This window comes from Amycolatopsis sp. NPDC059027, assembly GCF_042739735.1.
In the GTDB taxonomy this organism is placed as follows: Bacteria; Actinomycetota; Actinomycetes; order Mycobacteriales; family Pseudonocardiaceae; genus Amycolatopsis.
Window position 1 is genome coordinate 59,052 of the sequence record NZ_JBHYIK010000015.1, and the last position, 22,253, is coordinate 81,304.

The 22,253-nt window shown below is 71.6% G+C and carries 8 protein-coding genes; all 8 read right to left on the minus strand.

Features of this window, described 5'->3' with window-relative positions; translation table 11 throughout:
* Window positions 1-140 precede the first annotated feature (140 nt).
* The 8 genes from ACFWY9_RS12945 to ACFWY9_RS12980 are packed head-to-tail and all read right to left on the minus strand — an operon-like array spanning window position 141 to window position 22,208.
* Window positions 141-2,078 (minus strand): hypothetical protein, encoded by a 1,938-nt coding sequence (locus ACFWY9_RS12945; protein WP_378338934.1) that lies wholly within the window; start codon window positions 2,076-2,078, stop codon window positions 141-143.
* A complete protein-coding gene (gene eccB, locus ACFWY9_RS12950) occupies window positions 2,075-3,502 on the minus strand; it encodes a type VII secretion protein EccB (RefSeq protein WP_378338935.1) in 1,428 nt (475 codons plus the stop codon). Before eccB ends, ACFWY9_RS12945 begins: the two co-directional genes overlap by 4 nt.
* Window position 3,503: 1 nt before the next feature.
* Entirely contained in the window at window positions 3,504-4,883 is a 1,380-nt protein-coding gene (gene eccD, locus ACFWY9_RS12955) for a type VII secretion integral membrane protein EccD (protein WP_378326142.1), read from the minus strand.
* A complete protein-coding gene (gene eccCa / locus ACFWY9_RS12960; protein ID WP_378338936.1) occupies window positions 4,880-8,827 on the minus strand; it encodes a type VII secretion protein EccCa in 3,948 nt (1,315 codons plus the stop codon). Before eccCa ends, eccD begins: the two co-directional genes overlap by 4 nt.
* The gene (gene mycP / locus ACFWY9_RS12965) at window positions 8,824-10,116 is read right to left on the minus strand and encodes a type VII secretion-associated serine protease mycosin (protein ID WP_378338937.1); all 1,293 of its coding nucleotides are present in this window, start codon (window positions 10,114-10,116) and stop codon (window positions 8,824-8,826) included. The genes eccCa and mycP overlap by 4 nt, the downstream gene beginning before the upstream one ends.
* A 1-nt stretch (window position 10,117) precedes the next feature.
* A complete protein-coding gene (locus ACFWY9_RS12970; protein ID WP_378338938.1) occupies window positions 10,118-21,415 on the minus strand; it encodes a putative nucleotidyltransferase substrate binding domain-containing protein in 11,298 nt (3,765 codons plus the stop codon).
* Window positions 21,415-21,747, minus strand: coding sequence for a WXG100 family type VII secretion target (locus tag ACFWY9_RS12975; RefSeq protein WP_378338939.1), 333 nt, complete (start codon window positions 21,745-21,747; stop codon window positions 21,415-21,417). Before ACFWY9_RS12975 ends, ACFWY9_RS12970 begins: the two co-directional genes overlap by 1 nt.
* Window positions 21,747-22,208, minus strand: coding sequence for a YbaB/EbfC family nucleoid-associated protein (locus tag ACFWY9_RS12980; protein WP_378338940.1), 462 nt, complete (start codon window positions 22,206-22,208; stop codon window positions 21,747-21,749). The genes ACFWY9_RS12975 and ACFWY9_RS12980 overlap by 1 nt, the downstream gene beginning before the upstream one ends.
* Window positions 22,209-22,253 lie beyond the last annotated feature (45 nt).

Here is a 22,253-nt window from a genome sequence, read left to right on the forward strand (position 1 = left end):
CCGGTGCTCGAACCGGTCCGTCGTCCGGGTGCCGTCGATTCCGACCAGCGGGGGTGAACGACCGCCGGATCCCGCCGCCGTCCGGCGGCTTCGTCGGCAGGTCGAGCCCTGGCGGCGACGGCACGCCGAGTGGCCCATGGTCAGGTCAGCCCGAGCGGATGGTCGAAACGGGCCGGGGTTTCGAGTTCCTGGCGGCGACGTGGGGCGACCGTGTCCCGGTTCGCCGCGACCTCGGTCAGTCTGTCCAGCGCGGTCTGGTCCCGGCCACCGTCCGCGCCGGTGACCTCGCGCAGCAGCACCCGCCCTTCGGTCACCGCGAGCACCTTGAAACGGGTGTCCGGCGGGAAGATGACGCGCTGCTGCTCGGGACCCTCGCCGCCGGTCAGGAACCCGGTGCGCCGCGCGGTCAGCGCCAGGACGAAGAACTCCACCGCGCCGGGCAGCTCGACGAACGGCGTGGCCAGCGCGTGGAGCAGGCCACGTTCGGTCAGCACCTCCCCGACGCGGTACCGCGCCCACTGTGCGTCGTCCAAAGTGGCCGAGGTCAGCACCGGGCCGCGGTGGGTGGGCAGGCGCCGGAGACCGGACACGATGCACCCGGCATAGGGCCGGAACGCGCCGAGAGTTCCCGTACGCAACGCCTGATCGAAGCTCTGCGAAGCGCCTTCCGCGTAGGCACGGACCGCGACCAGGTCGGTGATCACCGCTTCCGAGAAGCTCGCAGTCTCCTCCTCCCCACGCAGCCCTGGCCGCTGCGCGAGCAGCCGGGACACCGCGCTGGCGTAACTGTCGAACCGGCTGCCCAGGGTCCGGCGCAGCCATTCGTGTTCCGCCGGTCCGCTGCGGTGGTCCGGGGCGATCCGGTCGTCGCCGGGAACCTCCGGAGTTTCCGCCGTGGGTTCCGTTTCCACCCGCATCCATTGTGTGACCGGCTCTTCTTCCTCCAACGGGGCTTCGGCGAAGATCAGCTGGGCGGCCTGCCGCGCGGCCGGTTCGAGCCGCTCGACGAGTCCGGCCGCCGCGTCGGCGAGCGTTCGAGACGGAGGCGTGCCGGGTTCGCCGACGGTGACCCGCAGCCGGTGTGGGTCCAGCGGCACCGCCCTGATCTCGCCGCCGTTCATCGGTTCGGTGCCACCGCGCACCCACAGTCCGGATTGGACGGTCTCGACGATGATGTCGTCGGTGAGCCGGAAAACCCCGGGATGCGGCTCGGCGAGGCCGGGCAGCGGCGCGCGGTACCGCACCACCTTGGGCACCGCGGGCATCGGGACCCTGCGCGGCCAGTAGCTGAGCACGGTGGCGAACGCCCACTCGATCAGTCCGGTGTGGACGGTGAGCGACGCACCGAACGCGTCCGCGACCAGCTGGCCGACCGGTTCCCCGGCACGCTCATGGGTGCCGTGCGGCATCAGCCGCACCCGCGTGCGGGCCGACGCCGGGAGTGCGGCGAGCAACCGGCAGACCTCCGGCACCGGCACCGACGGTTCGAGCACCACGGTCAGCATCTCGGCCTGGCACGGCAGGTCGAACACCGGCGCCGGATCGGGGTGGGACTCGGGCCGCAGCCACAACCCGGCCGGGATCGGTTCGACCACCAGACCGGGGCCAGGGGCCAGCCGCCGCAGCGGGGTGCCCGGTTCCCAAGCGGGCACCGGATAGCGGAGCCCGGCCGGCCGCGGCGGAGCACCGGGCCGGAACCGCAGCCAGCCCGCACCATCCGCGACGAAGGCGAACCCACCCGGCACCGGGTGCACCACCCCGTCCGGCGCGATCACCTCGGTCTGCTTGCGTTCGGCCAGCGCGTGCGCGAGCGATCCCGGCCCGCCGGAACCGGCACGCGACAGCACCAGCCGCAGCGGCCCGCGGTCCGGTACCAGCGCGGCGAGCTCTTCGACCAGCGCCGGGCCGCCGGGCTCGGGCGGGTCGACGACGACCACCGTGTGCCCTGGTTCCGGCGGCAGCGTCCTGGCCAGTTCGACCGCCGTCCCCGCCGGTCCTTCCTGCGGATGCACCAAGAGCGCGGCGCCGATCGGGCGGCACATCAGCCCGGTGCCCGCGTGCGGCGAGCTGATCCTCATGCCGGGCCGCTCCGCTGGGTCCTGGCCGCCTGCGGGTCGAGCGCGTTCCCGGTCGGCAGGAAGGCGAGCACGGCGGAGGGCACCGGGACCGGTTTGGCGTCACCGTAACCGAGTGCCGCGGCCACCTCGTCGCCCGGCAGCGGGAACTTCACGCCGACGTCGGTGATCAGGAACTTGGTGCCGTTCTCCACGCCCGGCGCAGGCTGCCCGATGACCAGCGTGCCGGAACCTCCCGGCACCCGGACCTGGTCGGCCACCCGATCGTCGTCGTGGTCGCCGCGCGGGCGCGGACCGGTCACCCGGAGCTGGTCGGCCGCGACCGTGACCAGCGAACCGGTCGCGCCGATACCGGCGGAGAATCCCAGGCGCACGCACACCGATCGGCCGTCCGCGCCGTCGGCAGGCCGAGGGGGTTCCTTCGGCAGCCCGGTGACCACCGTGGTCCTCGATTTCGGCGCGGCGGCCGCCGCGGCCGCGGTCAGCGGGATCGCCCGCACCTCGCCCTGGTCGTAGGCACCGCCGGTGGCCGGATCGGCGAGGAACAACGCGAGTTCGGTGCGCGAGATCGGGACCAGCCCGTCCGCGCGCATCAGGTAGTAGGTCCCGGTGCCGCCCGCGACCTGCACCTCGAACAGCTGACCGGCCTTGGTGGATCGTCCGGCCAGCGACTGGCCGGGCTGCCCGCGCTCCGGCAGCGGAGGAGGCGCGAGGCCGGGCCCGGCCGGGAGCGCGTTGAGCCACGCGGTGCTCACCGGCAACGGTTCGAAACCGCCGAAGCCGAACGTGATCAGCAGGGCCCTGTCCTCGATCCGCATCCGCTGTCCGTGCCACACCAGGACGATCGCCCCGTCCGGGGTGGCCACCGGTATCGCCCGGTCCTCGGGCACCGGCGTGAACTGCCACGCCGCGCCGACCGAGACCGCGACACCCGGCCGTTGCGGACCGTCGACGGCACCGACCGTGGCGGCGCACACCATCCAGGGTTCGGTGTTCAGGCGCTTCGGGTCCGGCAGCGCGTCCGGCGCGTTCGGGATGCCGATCGGCAGGCCGTGCGGCACACCGTCCAAAGAGGACTTCGACACGGTGCGCACTTCGGCGTTCCCGCCGCCCGCGGCCAGCCGGGCGGAGGCGTAGTTCAGCACCGGCCGCAAGGTCCCGTCCAGAAACAGGTACCGGCTGCCGGTCTCCTTCTCCACGATGATCGATCCGGGTTTGCGCCATCCGCTGTCGCCACCGCCCGCGATCAGGCCGATGACCCAGAACGCGGCCGCGGCCACCAGCGCGATCAGCACCCCGATCACCGTGCCCACGCTCGCCCGCCGCATCGGTGTCTCCGACGCGTCCAGTTCGCCGGTCACCAGCGCCGACACCAGCCTGCCGACACCGAAAAGGTGGGCGTGCAACTGGTCTCGCTTGTTCTGCATGTCAGCCTGCCAAGGAGCGGAAGAAGGAGTAGACGTCCAGCACCGCGAGCATCATCGGCACCACGGCGATCGCGAACAGCGTCTCGCCGAGGTCCGCGGCCCGGCCCCAGTACGGCAGCAGCCTGTGGCCGGGAAGCCTTGCCGCGCCGAGGAAAAGCAACCCGGCCGCGAGGACGAGACCGGCCAGGGCGCCGACACGCGCGACCGGGTCGAGCGCACCGGCGAGCGCGATCGCCTGCAGCGCCAGGCCTGCCGCCCCACCGGCTACCGCGGCGCTCCGCTGCCACGCGCTCACCAGCACCCGGGAACGCAGCAGCAGCCCGAGCGACACCACGGCCACGAAGACCTGCGCGGCCCAGCCGCGGTCGAACGCGAGCAGCGCGAAACTCCCGGCACAGATCACCGAGATCGCCACGAAGATCGCGGACAGGAACCGATCCGCCTTGGCCGCCCTGGCCAGCGCGACGCGTTCCGGCACCGGGTCGGTGTCGGAGCTCAGATCCGCGGCGCCGGTCGGCAGCTGGGGAAGCCGGATCCGGACCATCCGGGCGGACAGCGAGGGCGCGGCCACCCCGGCGAGATAGGCGACCCCGGCGACCAGCGCGGCCGCCTGCGCTCCGGTCAGATCCGTGCATAGCACCAGCAGGCCGCCGACCGCCGCCGCGGCGCAGGGCAGCACCGCGCCGAGGAAGACCGCGGGCGCGACGCCGACGGCGAACAGCGCGATCACCCCGGCCGCGGTCGCCAGCGCTCCTCCTGCCAGCGCGCCCGTACCGCCGAGCGGCTCGGCGCCACCCGCGACGGCCGCGGGCAGCAGCAGGCCCGCCACCAGCGCCATCGGGATCGCCGCGACGCCGAGCACCGCGCCGAGCACACCGTCGCCCCACGAACGCGAGGTGACGGCGGAAAACCCGAGCAACAGCACGGCGAACACCCCGGCGGCGAGGGACCGGATCCACTCCATACCGCCGAACAGCCCGATCGCGGCCGGCACGACGGCCAGCGCCCCGCCGCCGAGCACCAGGAACAGCCGCCGGGTCAGGTCCGGGCGCCAGCGGTCACCGCGTTGCCGGATCGCGGTGCCCACCCCGTCGACCACGTCGTCGAAGTCGATCGGCGGCATCGGCGCCTCGCGCGGGCGAAGGTAGAGCACCTCCCCGTCGCGCAGGCCCAGCGATTCCGGCGTGCCTCCCTCGTCGAGCGGTTCCTCGCCGAGCCGTTGCAGTACCCAGTGGCCGCGCCCTGCCGCGGCCTGCGTGCGGTCCGGATCCGCGCGGCGGCTCAGCAGCGGCAGCAGGTCGAAGACCGGGGTACGCACCGGCACCGCGAAATCGGCGCGGCCTGCCGGGGCCAGCACGGTCAACCGGCACAGATCACTCAACGGACATTCCCCTCTACGAATCCACTTTGGACGAGCCGGACGCCGCGGCGGGTGACCAGCTGCGCGCGACCGGGCGGCAGTTGCCTCGGCGCGGCCTCGCCGAGGAACTTGCCCTCTTCGCGCGGATAGGACAGCAACAGACCGGGGCAGCCGAGTTCCCACATCCGGCGCAGCAGCGGGTCCATCATCGCCCGCATCGCGCCGGAGCTGCTGCGCGCGATCACCAGGTGCATCCCGATGTCCGCGCCCTGGGCCAGCAGCTCCGCCAGTGGCTCGAGCGGACCGCCGATCCCGGGGGTCAGCAGGTCGTAGTCGTCCACCAGCACGAACAGCCGCGGCCCGCTCCACCAGTCCCGCAGCCGCAATCGGTCCGGGGTGATCTCCGGCCCCGGCAACCGGCGGCGCATCGACACCGCCGCGTTGGCGGCCAGCTCGGCCAATGTCCCGGTGGCCACCGAGTAGCCGACCCGGTATTCCTCCGGTACCAACGGAAACAGCTGCCGTCGCGGATCGGCGAGCAGGATCTTCGCTTCGTCCGGGGCGTAGCGCTCCAGCACTCCCCTGGCCACCAGCCGGAGCAGGTTGGTCTTGCCGGTCTCGCCGTCCCCGAACACCATCAGATGCGGCGCCTGGGCGAAATCGTGCCAGACCGGCCGCAGCCGCTCCTCGTCCAGCCCGAGCGCGAGCCGGAAATCCCCTTCGGCGGCGGGAAGCCGCTCGACGGGAAGCCGCGACGGCAGCAACCGCACCGGTGGCGCGTCCTCGCCCGGCCAGAACCCGGCGATCTCCTCGACCAGGTTCTTGGTCGCGGTACCGAGGTCCTCCGCCGCTCCACCGCCGTCGAGCCGCGGCAGCGCACCGAGGAAGTGCCTGCCGTCGGACGTCAGCCCGCGACCGGGCTGTGCCGGGACCCCGGCCGCCGCGCGGCTGCCGATCTCGGATTCCAGCGGATCTCCCAGCCGCAGTTCGTACCGGGTGCCGAGCAGGTCGCGCAGCCACGGCCGGATCTCCGACCAGCGCGTGGCCGCGACCACGACGTGGATGCCGAAGCCGAGCCCCCGCGAGGCGAGTTCGGAGATCACCGGCTCCAGGTCCTCGAAGTCCTGCCGGACCGTGGCCCACCCGTCGACCACCAGGAACACGTCGCCGTAGGGATCGTCCACCTCCCCGTCCCGGCGGAGCCCGCGGTAGGCGGCCATCGATTCCACGCCCAGTTCGGCGAACGTCGCCTCACGCCATTCCAGCAGCCCGGTCAGCTCGGCGACGGTCCGGTTGACCCGGTCGGAGTCCAGCCGCGCGGCCACCGAACCGGTGTGCGGCAGCCCGGACACCGCGCCCATCGTGCCACCACCGAAGTCGAGGCAGTAGAACTGCACTTCCGCCGGGGTGTAGGTGAGCGCGAGGGCGAGCAGCAGAGTACGCAGCATCGTGCTCTTACCGGTCTGCGGCGCGCCCACCACGCCGACATGCCCGGCGGCCCCGCCGAGATCGGCCAGCAGCAGATCGCGGCGCTGTTCGAACGGACGGTCCACCACGCCGACCGGCACCCGCAGCGCCCCGCCACCCGGTTTGTCCACAGTGGACAAACCGCGGCCCGGATCGGGCACCACCCCGGGCAGCAGGACGTCCAGGCCGGGCGCCTCGGCCAGCGGCGGCAGCCAGACCTGCCGGGCCGGTGGCCCCTGGCCGAGCAGCCGTTCCAGCATCGCCTCCATCACGGTCCCCGACTCGGTGTCTTCGCCGGGCGCGGCGGACCGCTCCGGCTCGGACCGTGCCGGCTCGCGCGACGGCTGGAACAGCGGGCCGAAACCGACCACCTCCCGCCCGGCGGGTGCCGCCCGCACCGGCGCATCCTGTTCCCCGGTCGCCGCGATCGGGCCGGACACGTAACCGGCCTTGAACCGCACCAGCGTGGTGGTGTCCTTCTTCAGATATCCGTGGCCGGGGCCCGACGGCAGTTCGTAGGCATCGGCCACCCCGATCACGCTGCGGCTTTCCATCGCGGAGAAGGTCCGCAGCGCGATCCGGTAGGACAGATGGCCTTCCAGCGCGTGAATGCGGCCCTCGTCCAGCCGCTGGGACGCGAGCAGCAGGTGCACCCCGAGGCTGCGGCCGAGCCGCCCGATCATCACGAACAGGTCCATGAACTCCGGTTTGGTCGCCAGCAGCTCGCTGAACTCGTCGCAGACGAGGAACAGGGTCGGGAACGGGCTCAGCGGCGCGCCCTGCGCGCGGGCCTTCTCGTAGTCCAACCGCGAGCTGTAGCCGGCCTGGCGAAGGAGTTCCTGGCGCCGCATCAGCTCGCCGTGCAACGCGTCCTGCATCCGGTCGACCAGCGGCAGCTCGTCGGCGAGGTTGGTGATCACCGCCGAGGTGTGCGGCAGTTCCTCCATCCCCATGAAGGTCGCACCACCCTTGAAGTCGACCAGGACGAGGTTGAGCACCTCGGAGGAATGCGTCGCGGCCAGCCCGACCACAAGGGTGCGCAGCAGCTCGCTCTTCCCGGAACCGGTCGCGCCGATGAGCACGCCGTGCGGCCCCATCCCGCCCTGCGCGGACTCCTTGATATCCAGCTCGATCACCGAACCGTCCGCGCCGAGCCCGATCGGCACCCGCAGCTGGGCGGGCAGTTCCGCGCGCGGCCGCCACAGCTCGTGCACCGGGTAGCTCCGTACGTCACGGATGCCGAGCAGCCGGGCGAGGTCGAAATCGGCGGCCAGTGGTTCGTCCGCGTCGGCCGTGCCGGCGGTCCGCAGCGGCGACACCATCCTGGCCAGCGATTCGCAGCGGGCCAGTCCCAGCCGGTCGGGGGTGGCCAGCGGCGGCGCGGAATCCGCGCCGGTGCGGTCGATCCGGTCGGCGCTCACGGTGAGGCCGAGCCGATGCGGGCTCTCGTGGCCGCTGCCGCCACCGACGTCGAGCAGCAGCACGTTGCGCAGCCCGCCCGCCGCCAGTGGCGAGTACTCCGGCAGCGTCACGCCGTCGCAGACGACCACGGTGTACGGTTCGCCGCGGCCGAGGGGCGCGTCCGGTGCGAACGCGGGCCGCCCGCCGAACGCGGGCCCGAGCCTGGCGAGCAGTTCGTCGTGCTCGGTGGCGAACAGCCTGGCCGGCCCCGCCGCGTCGGTTTCGTGGCCGCTTTCATTGTGCGGCAACCATTTCGTCCATTGCCAGGTACCGATCCGGTCCCGGCAGGCGAGTACCGCGACCCTGAGGTCCTCCGGGGCGTGGAAGGTGACCAGCTGCGCCACCATTGCCCTGGCCAGCTCGTACGTCGCGTCCGGGTCCCCGGTCAGCTCGAGCCCGGAGTAGCCGCGCAGGTGCAGTGCGCTGGCCACATCGGACACCGTGGAGTAGGCCGCGATGAACCGCCGCAACGCACCGGCGCACAACGGTTCCAGGTCTTCGACCGGTTTGGTCTGCGCGGGGACGAGCCGAAGCAGCGCGCGCTGGGTGCCGGTGCCGATCCGCACCTCGGCGAAATCCTCGTGGTTCGGCCTGCGTTCCCACAGCCGGGGGCCGGACGCGATGGTCCACAGCCGCGCCGGAGCGGGGTTGTCCCAGTCCACCGCGGCGCGCTGCTGGTTCAGCGCCCCGCGGACCTGCTTGCGGACCTGGCCGAGGTAGCGCAGGTAGTCCCGCCGCTCACCCTTGAGCTTCCGCTTGCGCTCGCCGGACGCCCGGCCGAGCTGCCCGAACATCATGCCGACCGTGGACACCGCCATCAGCCCGGACGCCACGTACATTCCCCCGCCGGTGCCCGGATTGGCGAACATCAGCACGGTCGCCCCGGAACCGAGGCCCATCGGCAGGTACGTCATCACCGAGGACATGTCGGCGCCCTGCACCTCGGGCAGGGCCGGGGGTTCCTGCAGCTCCAGTTCACCGTGTGGGGGCGGCGGACCCGCCTGGCGCGGCGGACGGCTGATGACGATCGTGCTCACTTACTAATCCGATCAAAAGTAGGCGGAGACGGTTCGCGGCCGGTTTGCTTGTATAGAGCCGTTTCCGCCGTGGCTGTGGTCGGATTAGTAACGAACGGCACAGTACTTCCTCCTGAACGCCAGCCCCGGCGCCGTCCGCGCGGCACCGCGCCACGCAGTACCCAGGCCACCCCGATCACCAGCACCGCCCCGGCCGCGGAGAGCATCGCCACCAGCCGGGTCGGATCGTCCGGCGCGACCAGGGCCGGTGGCGGCACCACCACCTGCCGATCATCCACAATGGACTTTCCGGCGAACTCCTCCGGCAGTACGGCGGTGACCGCCGCGTACGGGTTGACCACACCCCAGCCGACCCGCGGATCGGGCACGTTCGTCCCCGGCCGGTCCGCGGTGACCTCGAGGCGGTGCTTGACCTGCTGGGCGGTCAGCTTCGGGTGGTAGGCCCGGACCAGCGCGGCGGCACCGGCCACGAACGGGCTGGCGAAGCTGGTGCCCTGGGCCACCACATGCCCGGTCCCGGCGGCGCTCAGCCCGACCACGTCCACCCCGGGCGCGGCCAGATCCACGAAGTCCCCGGTCTCGGAGAACCTGCCGCGCGAACCGTCCGCGGCGATCGCGCTCACCGCGATCACGTCCGGATACGCGGCCGGATAGGCGGTGGGGTTGCCGTTCTCGGCCTCGTTGGCGGCCGAGGCCACGATCACCGCGTCGTGCTGGCTCGCGTAGCGCACCGCGGTCTCTAGATCCTCGCTGGAATGGAACGTGGTCGCCGAAATGTTGACGACCCTGGCGCCCGCGTCCACCGCCTCCACGATCGCCTTGGCCATGGCCGAGGCCGAGCCGCCCGCGGAATCGGTCTGCCGCAGCGGCAGGATCGTCGCGCCGGGAGCCACTCCGGCGAACCCGGTGCCCTCCCGTGGCTGCGCGGCGATCAGGCTCGCGACGAACGTGCCGTGCCCGAGGCAGTCGGCCTCCTTGCCGGACGGGGAGACGATGTTCACCACCGGGCGGACGTGCCCGGCGAACTGCGGCACCGCGTCCACCCCGGAGTCGACCACCGCGACGAGCTGGCCTTCCCCCTTGGTGAGCGGCCACACCCTTTGCGGGGCAAGGCGTTTCTGTGGCCACGGGGTGCCGGAGAACAGGGTGTTCGACGGCGCCGCGCATTTTCCGCCGCCGGCGACCTGTTCCAGCGGCGGCACTGTGGGATCGGCCAGCGCGGCGGGCCCGGTGCCCAGGAGCAGGGCGGCCGCCAGCGCGCCGGCGCGCGCGAGGAAGGAACTCGGCACTTCACGCCCCGCCTTTGGGCCGCGTGATCGACGGCGGCGGGGTGATCCGCACGTCGTCCTCGTCCTCTTCTTCGTGCGTCGCGCTGCTGGCGTGCACCGCGAGCTTCAAGGCGTCCACAGTGGACAGGGCGTGCCATGGCCGCGCCAGGTCTTCGGTTTCCCGGGGCGGTTCACGATCGACCGGTGCTTCCGGTGGGGCTGGGCGCGCCGCCGGAGGCTGTCCGGGCAGGGGTAGCTTCAGTCGTTCCGCCTCGGCCCGGGGCACCAGGAGATACACCCCGTCCGGCATGGTCACCGTGCGGTGCCTGGTCCCGGTGCCAAACCGCCGGTCGAGCACGTTGCCCTGCTCGCGCACCACCGAGAGGTCGTAGCGGGCGGTCGCCCGGTACCGGTAGTAGGTTCCTCCGTGGGTCACGGTTTCTTCCCGGTTTCCGGTGCCGGTGGTCTGCGCGGCCGTGCTCTTCTTCGTCGTCGCGGCGGTGCCGGGGGTGCCGCCGGTGGTACCGGGGCCAGTGGTGCCCTGCGCGGTCCCGCCGAGTGAGAAGGTGCCCGTCGTGGTGGTCTGGTGCGCGGTACCGGTCTCGTTCGCGATCTTCGTGGCCTGCTCGGTGGTCAGCTCCACCGTGCCCAGCAGCTCCGGCGAAACCACCTCGAGCCGCATCCCGAACCGGTAGCCGGTCGTGGTGGCCAGGTCGTTGTCGACGACGGTCTGCTCGATCCCGTCGAGCAACCGGCCGAAGTTGCCGATCCGCAGGTCCTCGTCGGTGAACACGGCCGTCTTCTGGCCGCCGTGCCTGCCCTCGGCCACCAGTTTCGTGGTGTCGCCGGCTCGGAAGAAGGCGACCTCGTTCGCTGACTCGGTGATCAGGCGCCGCAGTTCGGCGGCCAGTTCGGGGCCGCCGGGCATCGCCTGCGCGAGCACCTTCGCGCCGCGCAGGTCGACGGCGCCGGAGTGACTCGCCACGGTGCCGGCCGGTTCGGTGGTGGGGCAGAGTTCCTCGGGCACCAGCAGCGAGGCCGTGCCGTCGCGCAGGGTCGTGCCGTCCACCCGGTTGCCGTCCCGGAAGATCTCCACGACGTATTCGACCGGCACCTCGAACCGGACGGATTGCTTGCCGCCCTTGATCTTGTCCGCGTTCTTCACCGTGTGGCCGGTGCTGTCAGTGCCGCCGGTCTGACGGCCGGCGAGCAGGCCGCCCGCGGGCACCCCGCTGACCGCCGAAGCCGGGTCGGCTCGCACCTGCGGAGCCATCCCGTCGAGGGTGGCGGCGATGGTCGAGTTCGTGGTCTTCGAGGTGGCGTGCGCGGACGAACCCTCGGCCGTGCTGTCGACGGCGATCCGCTCCGACCCCGCCGACCTCGCGTTCGCGGTGTCCAGCCTGGCCGCGACCCGGATCTCCAGCTGCCGAAGGCCCCGCCAGGTGGAGCGGTGCACGACCACCGACTGGCCGGACGTCGCCGCCCGGCGCAGCGCGGCCTTGACGTCACTGGGGGAAAAGGCCGCGCGTAGTGCGGGAATCACGCCGGTCGGCGCCCCGGTGTCCTGCGAGTGCGGGGCGAACTCCGGCGCGTACCGGTTCAGCAGCCGTCGTGCTTCGGGCAGGATCCGGGTGGCCGGGCTCACCTCGTCCACCGCGACGTTCCCGAGCGACTTCCCGATGTGCTCGGGGAGGTACCAGCGCTTGTCGTCCACAGTGGACATCGATGGCTCTGCGACCGGGAGGTTCGCCTTTTCCGCGCGATCCTTCGGCATCCAGTACTCGACGCCGTCCGGCAAGACGACCGGGATGCGGTGGGTCGCCGGGTGGCCGCCCGCACCGGGACCGTCCTGCCAGGAGTACGCGGTCACCCAGTACACCGCGTCCGCCCGGTACTTCAGGTGGGCTCCGGAACGCTTGATCGTCGAGGTGTTCTTCCCGCCGACGCTGTCCGTGGTGCCCTCTTCGCCGCCGACGCCCTTGCGCACGCCCGCGGCCGCACCCGCTCCGGCCTGCGCGTAACCCTCGACGCCCCAGGACTTGCTGTGCCCGGACTCGGTGCTCACCGACGAGGTGTGCTGTGTTTCCGAGGTGACGCCCTCACCGTCGCCGACCAGTTTCGGGTGGCGCAGCTCCAGTTCCACCCGCACGGCGTCGGTCCGGCGGTGCACCGCTCCCGGCGCGAGCACCTGGAGGTCGAGGCCGCCGTTCAGCATCCGGTCGAACCGGGCGTGTGCCACCGACGTCGGCACCGTGAGCGGGGTCAGCCCGCGCCACGCGCCGACGCCCTTCCTGGTCACCGCGAGCGCCTGCGCGATAGCGGCGTTCACCTTGTCCACGTGGTCCAGCCGTCCGGGCAGCGCACTGCCCGGTGGCAGGCTGATCGCGCCGGTCGGGGACAGCGTGCTCTTCGCGGCGGGGATCGCGGTGAAGGTCGAGGGCAGGCAGTCCGATTCGGGCAGCACCATGCGGACCGAGCCGGACACGTACTGGCCCTCGGCCCGGTTCCCTTCGGAAAGCGCGACCTCGAACGTGGCCGGGTAGTCCACCGCCACGCCCGGTCCGGAGTAGGTGAGCTTGTGCGTCGAGCCCGTCGCGGCCGAGGTCGCGGAGCTGTCGGCATCCTGCCATTTTGCCGCGCCACCGAGGGTGATCCCGGCGAGCAGGCCGGGTTTGTCGCGGTCGACCCCGATCCTGGCCGCGACTTCCAGACCGACGCCCCGGTTGCTGCTCTTGGTGTCCTTGCTCTCCACCGATCCCGTACTGCCGGTGCTGCTCGCGATCTCGACGGTGCCGACCCGGCGGGCCGTCGAGGCCTTGCCGAGGTAGGCCTTGACGGTCAGGGTCAGGTTCCGCCCGGCGACGGAGATCGGCACCCGCAGCCCTTCGCGCACCTGCTCATAGGAGTCCCGCAGGTTCGCCGCGGACAGCGTTTCGGCGAGCTGCGCCTTGACAGTGTCGAGCTGTGTCTTCCGGCCCGCGAAGAACTTGTCGAGCAACTCGGTCGCCTTACCGGTGACGTGCTCCAGGCCCGTCGCACTGTCCACTGCGGACAGTGCGGTCGCGGTGCCCGCGTCCGGCGCGGCGGGCGGGTCGAGCGGCGCTGCCTTCAGCGCGGCGGAGGCGGTTTCGCCGCGCAGTGCGGCTTCGAATTCCGCGGCCTGCCACGACGGCACCCGGACGTAGACCTGGCCCCGATGGGTTCCACGGTAGTCCAGCCCGGTGCCTTCGACGGCGTATTCGGTGTCCACCCGGTACAGCACGGTTTCGCCGTCGTACTTCAGCGTGGTCTTCGCCGCGCCTTCGATCGTGGCCGCGGTGGTGAGACTCCTGGACGGGCCCGCGGTGGCGGACGCGGTGGCAGCGATCTTCACCTCTCCCGACGGGATCTTCACCCCGGGCGCGCCGTAGGAAAGCGCCACGCCGACCTCCGTGCCGAAGGCGCCGGCCTGTGCCGTCTTGTCCTTGCGAGTGCTGCTCGCGCTCTGTTCCAGAGTGAGGTCGGAGGTCTCGACGCGCTGGAAATGCGTGGGCGTGGACCGCACGGCGACGCCCGCGGTGCCGTCGGTGGCGGTGAGCACTCCGCCGAGCAGGTGCCTGCCGTGTGTGGCCGGGGTGTCCACGGAGAACCCGCCGGTGATCGCCCGGTGCAGCGGTGATCCGGGAACGACCCCGGGCCGCTCCAGCAGCGCGTCCCGGATCGCGGTGAGACCGCCGGCGTCCTCCACCACGCCGAAGACGCGGTGCACCGCGTCCGGGGCGATGACGGCCTGACGGTCCGCGGTCACCGATGAGACCTCGCCCGGATAACGCACTCGCAGCGCCGATGGAAGGTCCGTGGTGTGGGTCCGGCCCCCGACCGAGATGTCGAGCACGGCGTCCACCTCGAAGCCCGTCTTCCCGGTGGCGGTGACCGTGTGCGTGGTCTCGGCGGTGTGGGTGACGGCCTGCTGTCGGGTCCGTTCGTCGACCGGTTTCAGCGTGGGCTTGACGGTGAGGAAATGCCCGTCCGCCACCGCCGAGGTCACGGCCACCGCGGCGGAGAGCGGGCTGACGGTACTGGTCGACGTCGTGGTGCCGGTCGTGCTGACGGTGCTGGTCGCGGCGGCCGTCGGCACTTCGGCACCGACCGGGGCGGCCCGGGTTCCGGTGACCCGCAGGCGCGCCCGTACCGGGGTGTCCCCGTCGACGAGTTGTTCCCCGGCCAGGAGCCTGCGTGTCGCCCCGGCCGGTCCGTGCCGCTCGATCAGGTCCACGATCGCTTGGCGGGCCTGCTTTTCCACGGCCAGTGGCAAGTTGTCGGTCACCGCGTCGACCAGTGCGGCGGCGATGGCGTCCGGTTCGCGCACCGGGTGGCCGAGAACCTGTTCTACCTGGCCTGTCCCGAGCAGGCCCCGGCTCAGGTAGACCGGCGGTGTGCCGGGGGTGGCCGTTCGCGGCGCCTCGGTGACCGGCTCCGTTGGCGGTTCGGTGACCGGTTCTGTCGGCTTTTCGACGACCGGCACCGGCGACGTCTCGGCAACCGGTTCTGTCGGCTTTTCGACGACCGGCTCCCGTGGTGTTTCGGTGACCGGTTCTGGCAAGGCCTCGGTAGCCCAGAAGTGGGCGGCCTTCCGCTCGTTCAAGGTGCGGACGAGAACCACCTCGTGACCGTCGCCGACCGAGGTGACGGAACCGTCCTCGTTGACCACCGACAGCCGCACCCCGTACCGGTCGGCCACGGCCTGCACGGCGAGGTCACCGGCCGTCGTGGTGTAGTAATCGGAATCGGTCCGGATGACCGTCGCCGCCTCGGCCAGTGTCACCGCGGTCTGCCCCTCGGTGGGGGTGAGCAGCAGCCGGTAGCGGTCGGCTTCGGCGCCGGTCGCGTGTTCCACGCGGTCGGCCACCTCAAGCCGGATCTGTTCCCAGCCCGCGCCACCGAGCCGCTCGCCCGCGGTCGCCGCGAGCGCGTGGAAGAGACACCACCCGTCCGCCGGAACCGACTGTTCCCGGTGGCCGAGGCGGCCGAGTTCGGTGTGCTGCCGTTCGCTGAGTGCGTAACCCGTCTGCTGCGGCGCGGGGCGGGCGGCGGGCTGCCGGTGCCCGTTCAGGCGGTATCCGTCCAGGAAGTCCAGGTACCGCGCGATCGTGTCGCGGGCGGCGAGGACCGACTTCGCTTCCGTCTCGGTGAGCACGTAGCCGTGGTCCGGTTTGGCGGGACCACCGGCGAACAGCGCGGAGAATCGGCTGGACAGCGGCGCGGGAAGCCGGGCTTCGTCGTTTTCCCTGCCGTAGTGGGCATGCAGTTTCTGGCGGAGCCCCTGCACGGTGTCGAAGGCGGTGCGCAGTTCGGTGACCTGATCACGCTTCAGCACGCCGAGATCGCCGAGGGTCCGCAGCCGGTCGGCGGTGTTCGACCGGCCGAGCTGGCCCTCGCTCGCGCCGAGCCAGCGGGTGCCGAGGGTGAGCGGGCGCAGCAGGGTTTCCTTGACGTCGAACCTGCCCTGGATGTCCATTGTGGACTTCGCGGCCGGGACGAGGTCGCCGAGGGCTTGCTTCGCCCTGCCGGGCGGAAGCCTTTCGTGCGGCTCTCGGAACCGGCCGAACACCGAGGCGTCCGCGCCGGGCAGGTCGACCGGGATCATCCTCGCGTCGAATCCGACGCCGAAGTTCGGCAGGCCGGGCTCGGCGGTGACCAGCGTGTGCTCCGCCAGCCACTCCGGACGGGCCGACTTGTGCGTCGGCAGCCACATCGGGTCGGCCTGGAACAGCACCGGCCCGGTGCCGGGCGGCAGGGACGCGTTCAGCCGCGCCCGGGCCAGGTTGATGACATCGCAGGTCAGGTTCTGCAGCACCTGCAGCCGGCGGTGGCCGGGGGAGTCGTCCTCGACGTCACCGACGATCGCGAAATCGAGATCGCTCGCGGGCGCCAGTTCCTTCCGGCCGTAGCCACCGAGGGCGACCACGGCCCACGAGTGCGCGGGTGCCCCGGCGATCCGGACGGCGGTGGCCAGCGCGTTGTGCACGATCTCGTCCGCGTGGGCGACGATCAGGCCGGTGAGCTCGGCGGGGGCCACCCGCTGCGCCTGCCACCGGGCCGCCGTCTCCCGCAGCGACGCCAGGTTCCCGGCGAGCTCGCCGGCCACCGCGGGAATCTCGGCGACGATCCGGTCGGCGCGCACGGGGTCAGTGACGATCTCCTCCGGGAGCCCGTCGACGATGCGCCGCAGGACGTCGCGCTCCCCGCTGGAGAACGTGTGGCCCCGCTCCATGCGGTCCAGGAGGACCTGCTGCTTCTGGTTCGGGCGAGCGGGCGGCACGGGCCCCGGCGGTTCCTCCGGGGGCCGGAACCCGTGCTTCGGCAGGTCCAGCGGGGTCTGCGCCGGGGACCTCGGGTCGGTCAGTACCGCGTGGCTCCCGTCCGGCAGGTGCACCTGGCTGGTCATCGTCTGCTCGATCCGCCGCAGGTGCCGCGGCAGCAGCGTCGGCGCGTAGTACACCTGCTGGCCCATCAGCCCGTCGTCCTCGACCACCGAGTTCAGCGGTTTCCGTCCGCCCGGCAACGGTTTCCCGTCGCTGTTGAAGATCCGTTGCCACGGCCCGGAATCCCGGTACTCGTCCGGCAGGCCGAAGTAATGCGCGATCTCGTGCGCCAGCACGTTCTGCGGGGTCGCGGTGCCCCACTCCACCTGATTGGCGTTCTCGGTGCCGGTCAGTTTCACCGTGGTGTGCGCGCCGGTCTCGGTGAATTCGACCCGGACGTGGAACTGGTCGCCCGAGGGCAGGCGATATCCCTTGTTCAGCACCGAGTCCACCCCGGCGAGCGCCTTCGCCCGCGTGTCCGCCATTGCCTGGGGCGAGATCCCGTCCTCCGGCTTCAGGTGCACCTTGAGCGTGTACTCCTGAACCCAGTGCCCCGGCTCGACCTCCATCCGCCGCACGTCGTAGCGGACCAGGCCGGGGATGAACTCCAGGTGCTTCGGGTCGCTGGACCGGAGGATGTCCCGCGCCTCGTAGTCGACCGTGCGGACCGGGGCCTTGTCCCGCAACGACTCCCATTTCGACGGCGGCAGCGGATTCTTCGGCTGGGCCCAGTCCGCGGTTTCGGTGGCGGGGGCGTGCCCGGTGGGGTCGACGGCGACCGGAGCCGCCCTGCCCCTGGTCCCGTACCGCGGCTGGTGATCGAGTTGGCCTTTCACCTGTGCGTCCAGGCTCGGCGGCACGCCGTCCTTGCCTGCCTCGAATACCACCTCGCCCGCGGCGATGTTCTGCTGCCTCCGGTCGGCGAGCACCTGGGCGAGCGAATACCGCGAGGCCTGTTCCGTCGACGGCACCCGCAGCTCGATGGGCAGCCCCGTCACCTGGTTCCGGTGCAGGACCTCGTCGATCACCTCGGCCGCGACGGCAGGGGGCACCCACCTGCGCGACTCGCCCTGCTTCGTGGTCACCGGCAGCGCCAGCGAACCTCCGCCGCCCTGCCCGTGGATCACGATCCCCGTGACACCGGCGATGTCGACGGTGGCGGGCACCGTCTTCGGTGGCTTGCCGCCGAACTCGATCACCAGGTGCTCCCCGTCCCGCCGGACCGTGGTGACACTGCGCAGTTCCGGCGCGGAGACGACGAGAGCCGGGTCGTTGCGCAACGGGACGACCTGCCGGTCGGGGCCAGTGGCCTGCCGCTTGGCCGGGGGACCGGGCTCGGGGGCCGCCTCGACCACGATGGTGATCGGTTCCCTGCCCTCGAAATTCACCTTGGTGAACTCGTGAAACGTCTTGGCCGGTTCGTTCACGCGCCCGATCGAGTAACCCGGCACGTTCCCCCCGGCGCCGACGGGATACACCCGGAACTTTCCGCGGCCCCGATCGTGATCCTTCGCGTCCACATTGTCGGCGAATCTCTCCGCCGTGATCACATAACCCTCGCCGACCGCGACGACCGCCGCGGCGTGATAGGGAGCGTGGTCCCGGTCGTCGTGCGGCGCGTCCTTGGTCGGCACCATGACGAAGGCCTGGCCGACCTGCGGAGCCGCCTTCTCGTTCGCGTTGGCGCCGTGCTGTGCGAGGTAGTCCTGTGCCACCGTCCGGTTGTCTTCGAAGGAGTTGCCGAACAGATGTTCCGTGCCGGCGACCTGGCTTCGCAACGGCACCGTCTGCTGTTTCTGCCCTGGCGCCAGATCGTAGGGATACTGCTGGTTGTTGAGGATTTCTTCGGCGGTGTGCAGGCAGTCGTTGACGAACAGTTCCGTCTGATATTCGACATAGCGCTTTCCGTCGCGATCACCGACCCGGCCGGTCGGCACCGCGAAGGCCGGTGGGACCTCGCCCCGGCGCACCCACAGCGTGTCCGCGTCACCGCGTTCGTTCGCCGGTGTCTTCTTGATCTTTTCGAAAAGGTACCGGCCGTCCGGCGACGCGAACGCCATGGTACGCAAGGAAACCGGGGGCCTGGGTGGTACCGGCCGGGCAACCGGTGGCGTGGACTCGGCAGGGCCGAAGTAGCCGCCGAGCACCTCGATCACGGGCGCACGGCCGAGTGCCCGGTCGAACGCGGTGACGTTCGGCTGATACCGCAGGCCACCGGGCGCCGGCGCGAAGGTCTCGGGAAAGCGCAGGTACTCCGGCTTGGTCCCGGCCCGGTCCGCGAGGGCATCGGTGACCATCCTGGCGAGCAACTCGGTGACCGCCTCGTCGGTATTGATCTCGTGCCGGTAGACGCCCTCGTCGGGGTGGCCCGCGAACGCGCGCCCGGGGTCGTGTGCGTGGAGGTGCATGAACTCGTGTGCGAGCAGATGCCGCAGTGCCGCGGACTGGTGGGCCGGAACCGGGGTGAGCGTGCCGAGCATGCCGGTGTTCAGCAGCACCTGCCCCGAGGTGGCCCGAGCGGGATTGGACTCGCTGATCTCCAGCAGGTCCGCGATCTCGAACTGCTCGGCGAGCTGGTCGAGGCGCCGCCGGGCCGCGGAATCCGGCCTGGCGAGTTCCCGGATGAAGTCCGGCGCGAGGATTTCCGCGCGCAGCACCGGGTCGGGATGGCTCCCGTCCGGGTCGAACACCATGTCCAGGGTGAAATGCTTCGCGAAGGTGGTCTTGTCGACCTGGACTACCCGCTCCGCGGAGACCCGGACCTCGGGTACCCGGATGCCCTTGTTCCGCAAGTCCTGGAACAGGGCGTGGAATCCCGCACGCACCGGTGCCAGGTCGACATCGACCGGGTGCGCGCCCTCGTGGGTCGCGTGCACGGTGAGCGGGTCGGGAACGGCCGGGTCCGGCAACCGCTTGGCGACACCGTCCCGCAGCCCCTGATACCACTCCGGCTGCCGGTTTCGCGGCCACTCGGTCTCGACACCGGGCACAGCGGGGCGCGGTCGCGGGGCCCGGTCCGTCACCCGTGGCGTGGGCGGGGACAACGGAGGCGCGGGCGGCGGAGGTGGCGGCGCGGGTACCGGTGGCGGGGTGTGGCTCGACGGGACGGGGTGGGCCGCCACGGTCGGCTGGTACCGGTGGCCGGTCTCCTGCGGTGACGGCGGGGCCGGGCGGCTCATCGGCGGTACCGACCTCGGGGCTGGTGTGTCCGATGTGGACGGAGTGAGTGACGACGGGGCGCTGGCGGGCACCGGTACCGGAGTCGGCTGCGGCGCCGGGTGGCTGGGCTTCGGTTCGGCGGGCGCCGGCGGCGGGGTGACCGTGGACGGGGGTGTGGAAGCGGCGAGGTGCGAGCTGTGCGGCAGGGTCTGCGGACCGGCTTTGACCGGGCCGTCCAACGCCGGGATGCCCTGCGGGTCAGGGGTGTTCTGGTGCGCGGTGCCCGGCGAGGCGGGCTGGGTCGTGGGCTGGGTGGTCGTCGCGGGCTGGGGCAGCGACGCGGGGTGCGAGGTGGCCGGGGTCTGCGCGGTCGAAGCGGCCGTCGTGGTAACTGGCGGCGGTGTGCTCGCCGCGGGCTGCGAGGGTGCCGGGTGCTGGGTGCGGACCGGCTGCGGGGCGGGTTCGGTCTGCGTGTGCGTGGTCACCGGGGACTGCGCGGGCTGGTGGCTCGGCTGCGACCGCACCGGCTGCTGCTCGGCCTTGGTGGCCTGCTGATGCGTCTCGGGCTGCGTGATCGTCGGCTTCGGCTGCGCGGGCCTGCCAGGCTCGGCGGGCACCGAGGGCTTGACCGGTTCCGTGGACTTCGGTGGCTCGGGCGTGGTCTTGCGCGGCGACGGCGGGTGCTCGGTCTTCGGGGAGACCGGATGCTCGGTCTGCTTCGGTGCCGTCGATGGCGGCGTGACCGGGTGTGCCTGGGCCGGTGGCGGCGTGGTGGTGTCCACCTTCCCGCCACTGTCCGATGTGGACTGCCGGGATGCCGGCGTCGAATCCGGCTGCGCGCTCGTCGTCCGCGTGCCGGGGTCCCTGGCCGGCTTCCCGCCGGTTTCGGTCACCGGCGAGTCGGTCATGGGCGGCATCTTCGACAGGTCCAGTTTGTCGATGCCTTCGACATGCGCGTTGGCGATCTTGTTCTTACCGGCCTGTGTGCCGCCGCCCTTCTTCTTCCTGCCACCGATTCCGTCGACCGCGCCCTCGATCGCGCCCGCGGACGCCGCGGCCGGGTTGAGCCCGTTCCAGTTCCCCTGCACGACCCCGCTGACCTGCTCGGTCAGCCATTCGTGCAGGCCGCCCTTCGTCATCTCGCCCGCGATCGAATGGGAGAACTTCGGCGCGAACCGCTTCCCCGCCGCGCCGAGGCCGAAACCGATCACCCCGCCGATGGCGCCGGCGATCGCGGCGCCCTTGGTCAGGTCGGTGTCCCATTTCGTGCGATCGCCCTTGAGCATCTGGATGCCCTGGATCGCCGCGTCCATCCCGACCTGGAAGACGATGCCGAACAGCACCGCCATGACCAGGTTCTTCAGCACGACCTGCACGGAGATCCGGGCCGCGGCCTGCATCGCGGGAATGGTGGCGGTGGACGCGCCGAAGGTCCAGAACGCGTTCGCGAGCGCCCAGGCGATCTGCACCGCCAGCATGATCAGCGTCCCGACGATCATGTACTTGGCGTATTCGACCTGGAGCGCGGTTTCCTTGGCCAGGTCACCGAGTTGCTTCGCGGTGACCGCGACGTCGGGCACCTGTGCCTTGAAGGCCTGGGTGAATTTCCGGAACTCCTCGGACGCGGTGCCCTGCAACGCGCTGAGCACCGCGGCGGTGACCGAGTCGACCTCGCCCTGTACCGCGGTGAGTTCCCTGGACGCCTCCTCCCAGGCGGTGGCCAGAACGCGGAGCTTGTCCTCGTCGCCCTCCGGCCACGCGTCACCGCCGACGATCTGCACCAGCCAGGTCAGCTCGGACGGGATCTGCAGACTCATCAGGCCCCCTTGGCCCGTTTCGTCGCCTGCTCCACCGACGCCACGGCGTTCCGCTCGGTGCGCAGGAAGCCCTTGGCCATGGTGTTCACCCCGTCCCCCATGCTGCGCACGACCGCCCCCATTTCCCGCATCGCGGTCAGCACGTCCTTGCTGTTCTTGTCGTAGTTCTTCTCGAATGCCTTGCCGGTGTCGTCGGCGCCCCAGCAGTTCCCTGCCGAAACCGTGGCGTTGTGCAGCGCGTTGTAGATCCGGTCCAACCGGGCGGCGAGGTTTTCCGCGTCGCCGGCGGTCTTGCCCAGCCGCTCGGTGTCGACGCCGAACGGTTGGCTCATCACCACCACCGCTTTTCGCCGTCGGCCTGCTCGCGCCCGTCCCGCTTGTCCGTCTCTTGCGGACGGACGAACCGCGGATCGTCCTCGACCAGCCCGCGCACGTCCTCGGTCATCGGCGGGTGCTCCGGCAGTACGCCGTCGGCCAGGTCCCGGAACTCCTCGGGCAGGTGCGGTTTCAGCAGCGCTTCCATTTCCGCCGTCGCCTGCTGCCGCGCGTCGGCGATGGTCGCGAGCAGGACGGCGGCCAGCTCGGCGGGCGCCATCCGCCGGTACGCCGGGGTGGGGAAGCTGAGATCGCTGATCTCGCCCTGCGCGCCGACGGTCACCGCGACCGCGCGGCCGGGTGCGGTGGCGGTCACCGAGATCTCCTTGAGCTTGCGCTGCGTCTCGGACAGCTGGTCGCACTGCCGCCGGTAGTCGGCGAGCAGATCGCCGATCCGTTCGTCATAGGACGAGGTCATGAAATCTCCTTGCGAGCACGGGAAGGCTCCGCGTCGGACTGGGGG

What these genes read in the sequence shown, in the direction of transcription:
- ACFWY9_RS12945 (WP_378338934.1), bottom strand. Translation starts at nt 2,078, where the DNA reads ATGAGGATCAGCTCGCCGCACGCGGGCACCGGGCTGATGTGCCGCCCG.
- eccB (WP_378338935.1), bottom strand. Translation starts at nt 3,502, where the DNA reads ATGCAGAACAAGCGAGACCAGTTGCACGCCCACCTTTTCGGTGTCGGC.
- ACFWY9_RS12970 (WP_378338938.1), bottom strand. Translation starts at nt 21,415, where the DNA reads ATGAGTCTGCAGATCCCGTCCGAGCTGACCTGGCTGGTGCAGATCGTC.
- ACFWY9_RS12975 (WP_378338939.1), bottom strand. Translation starts at nt 21,747, where the DNA reads ATGAGCCAACCGTTCGGCGTCGACACCGAGCGGCTGGGCAAGACCGCC.
- ACFWY9_RS12980 (WP_378338940.1), bottom strand. Translation starts at nt 22,208, where the DNA reads ATGACCTCGTCCTATGACGAACGGATCGGCGATCTGCTCGCCGACTAC.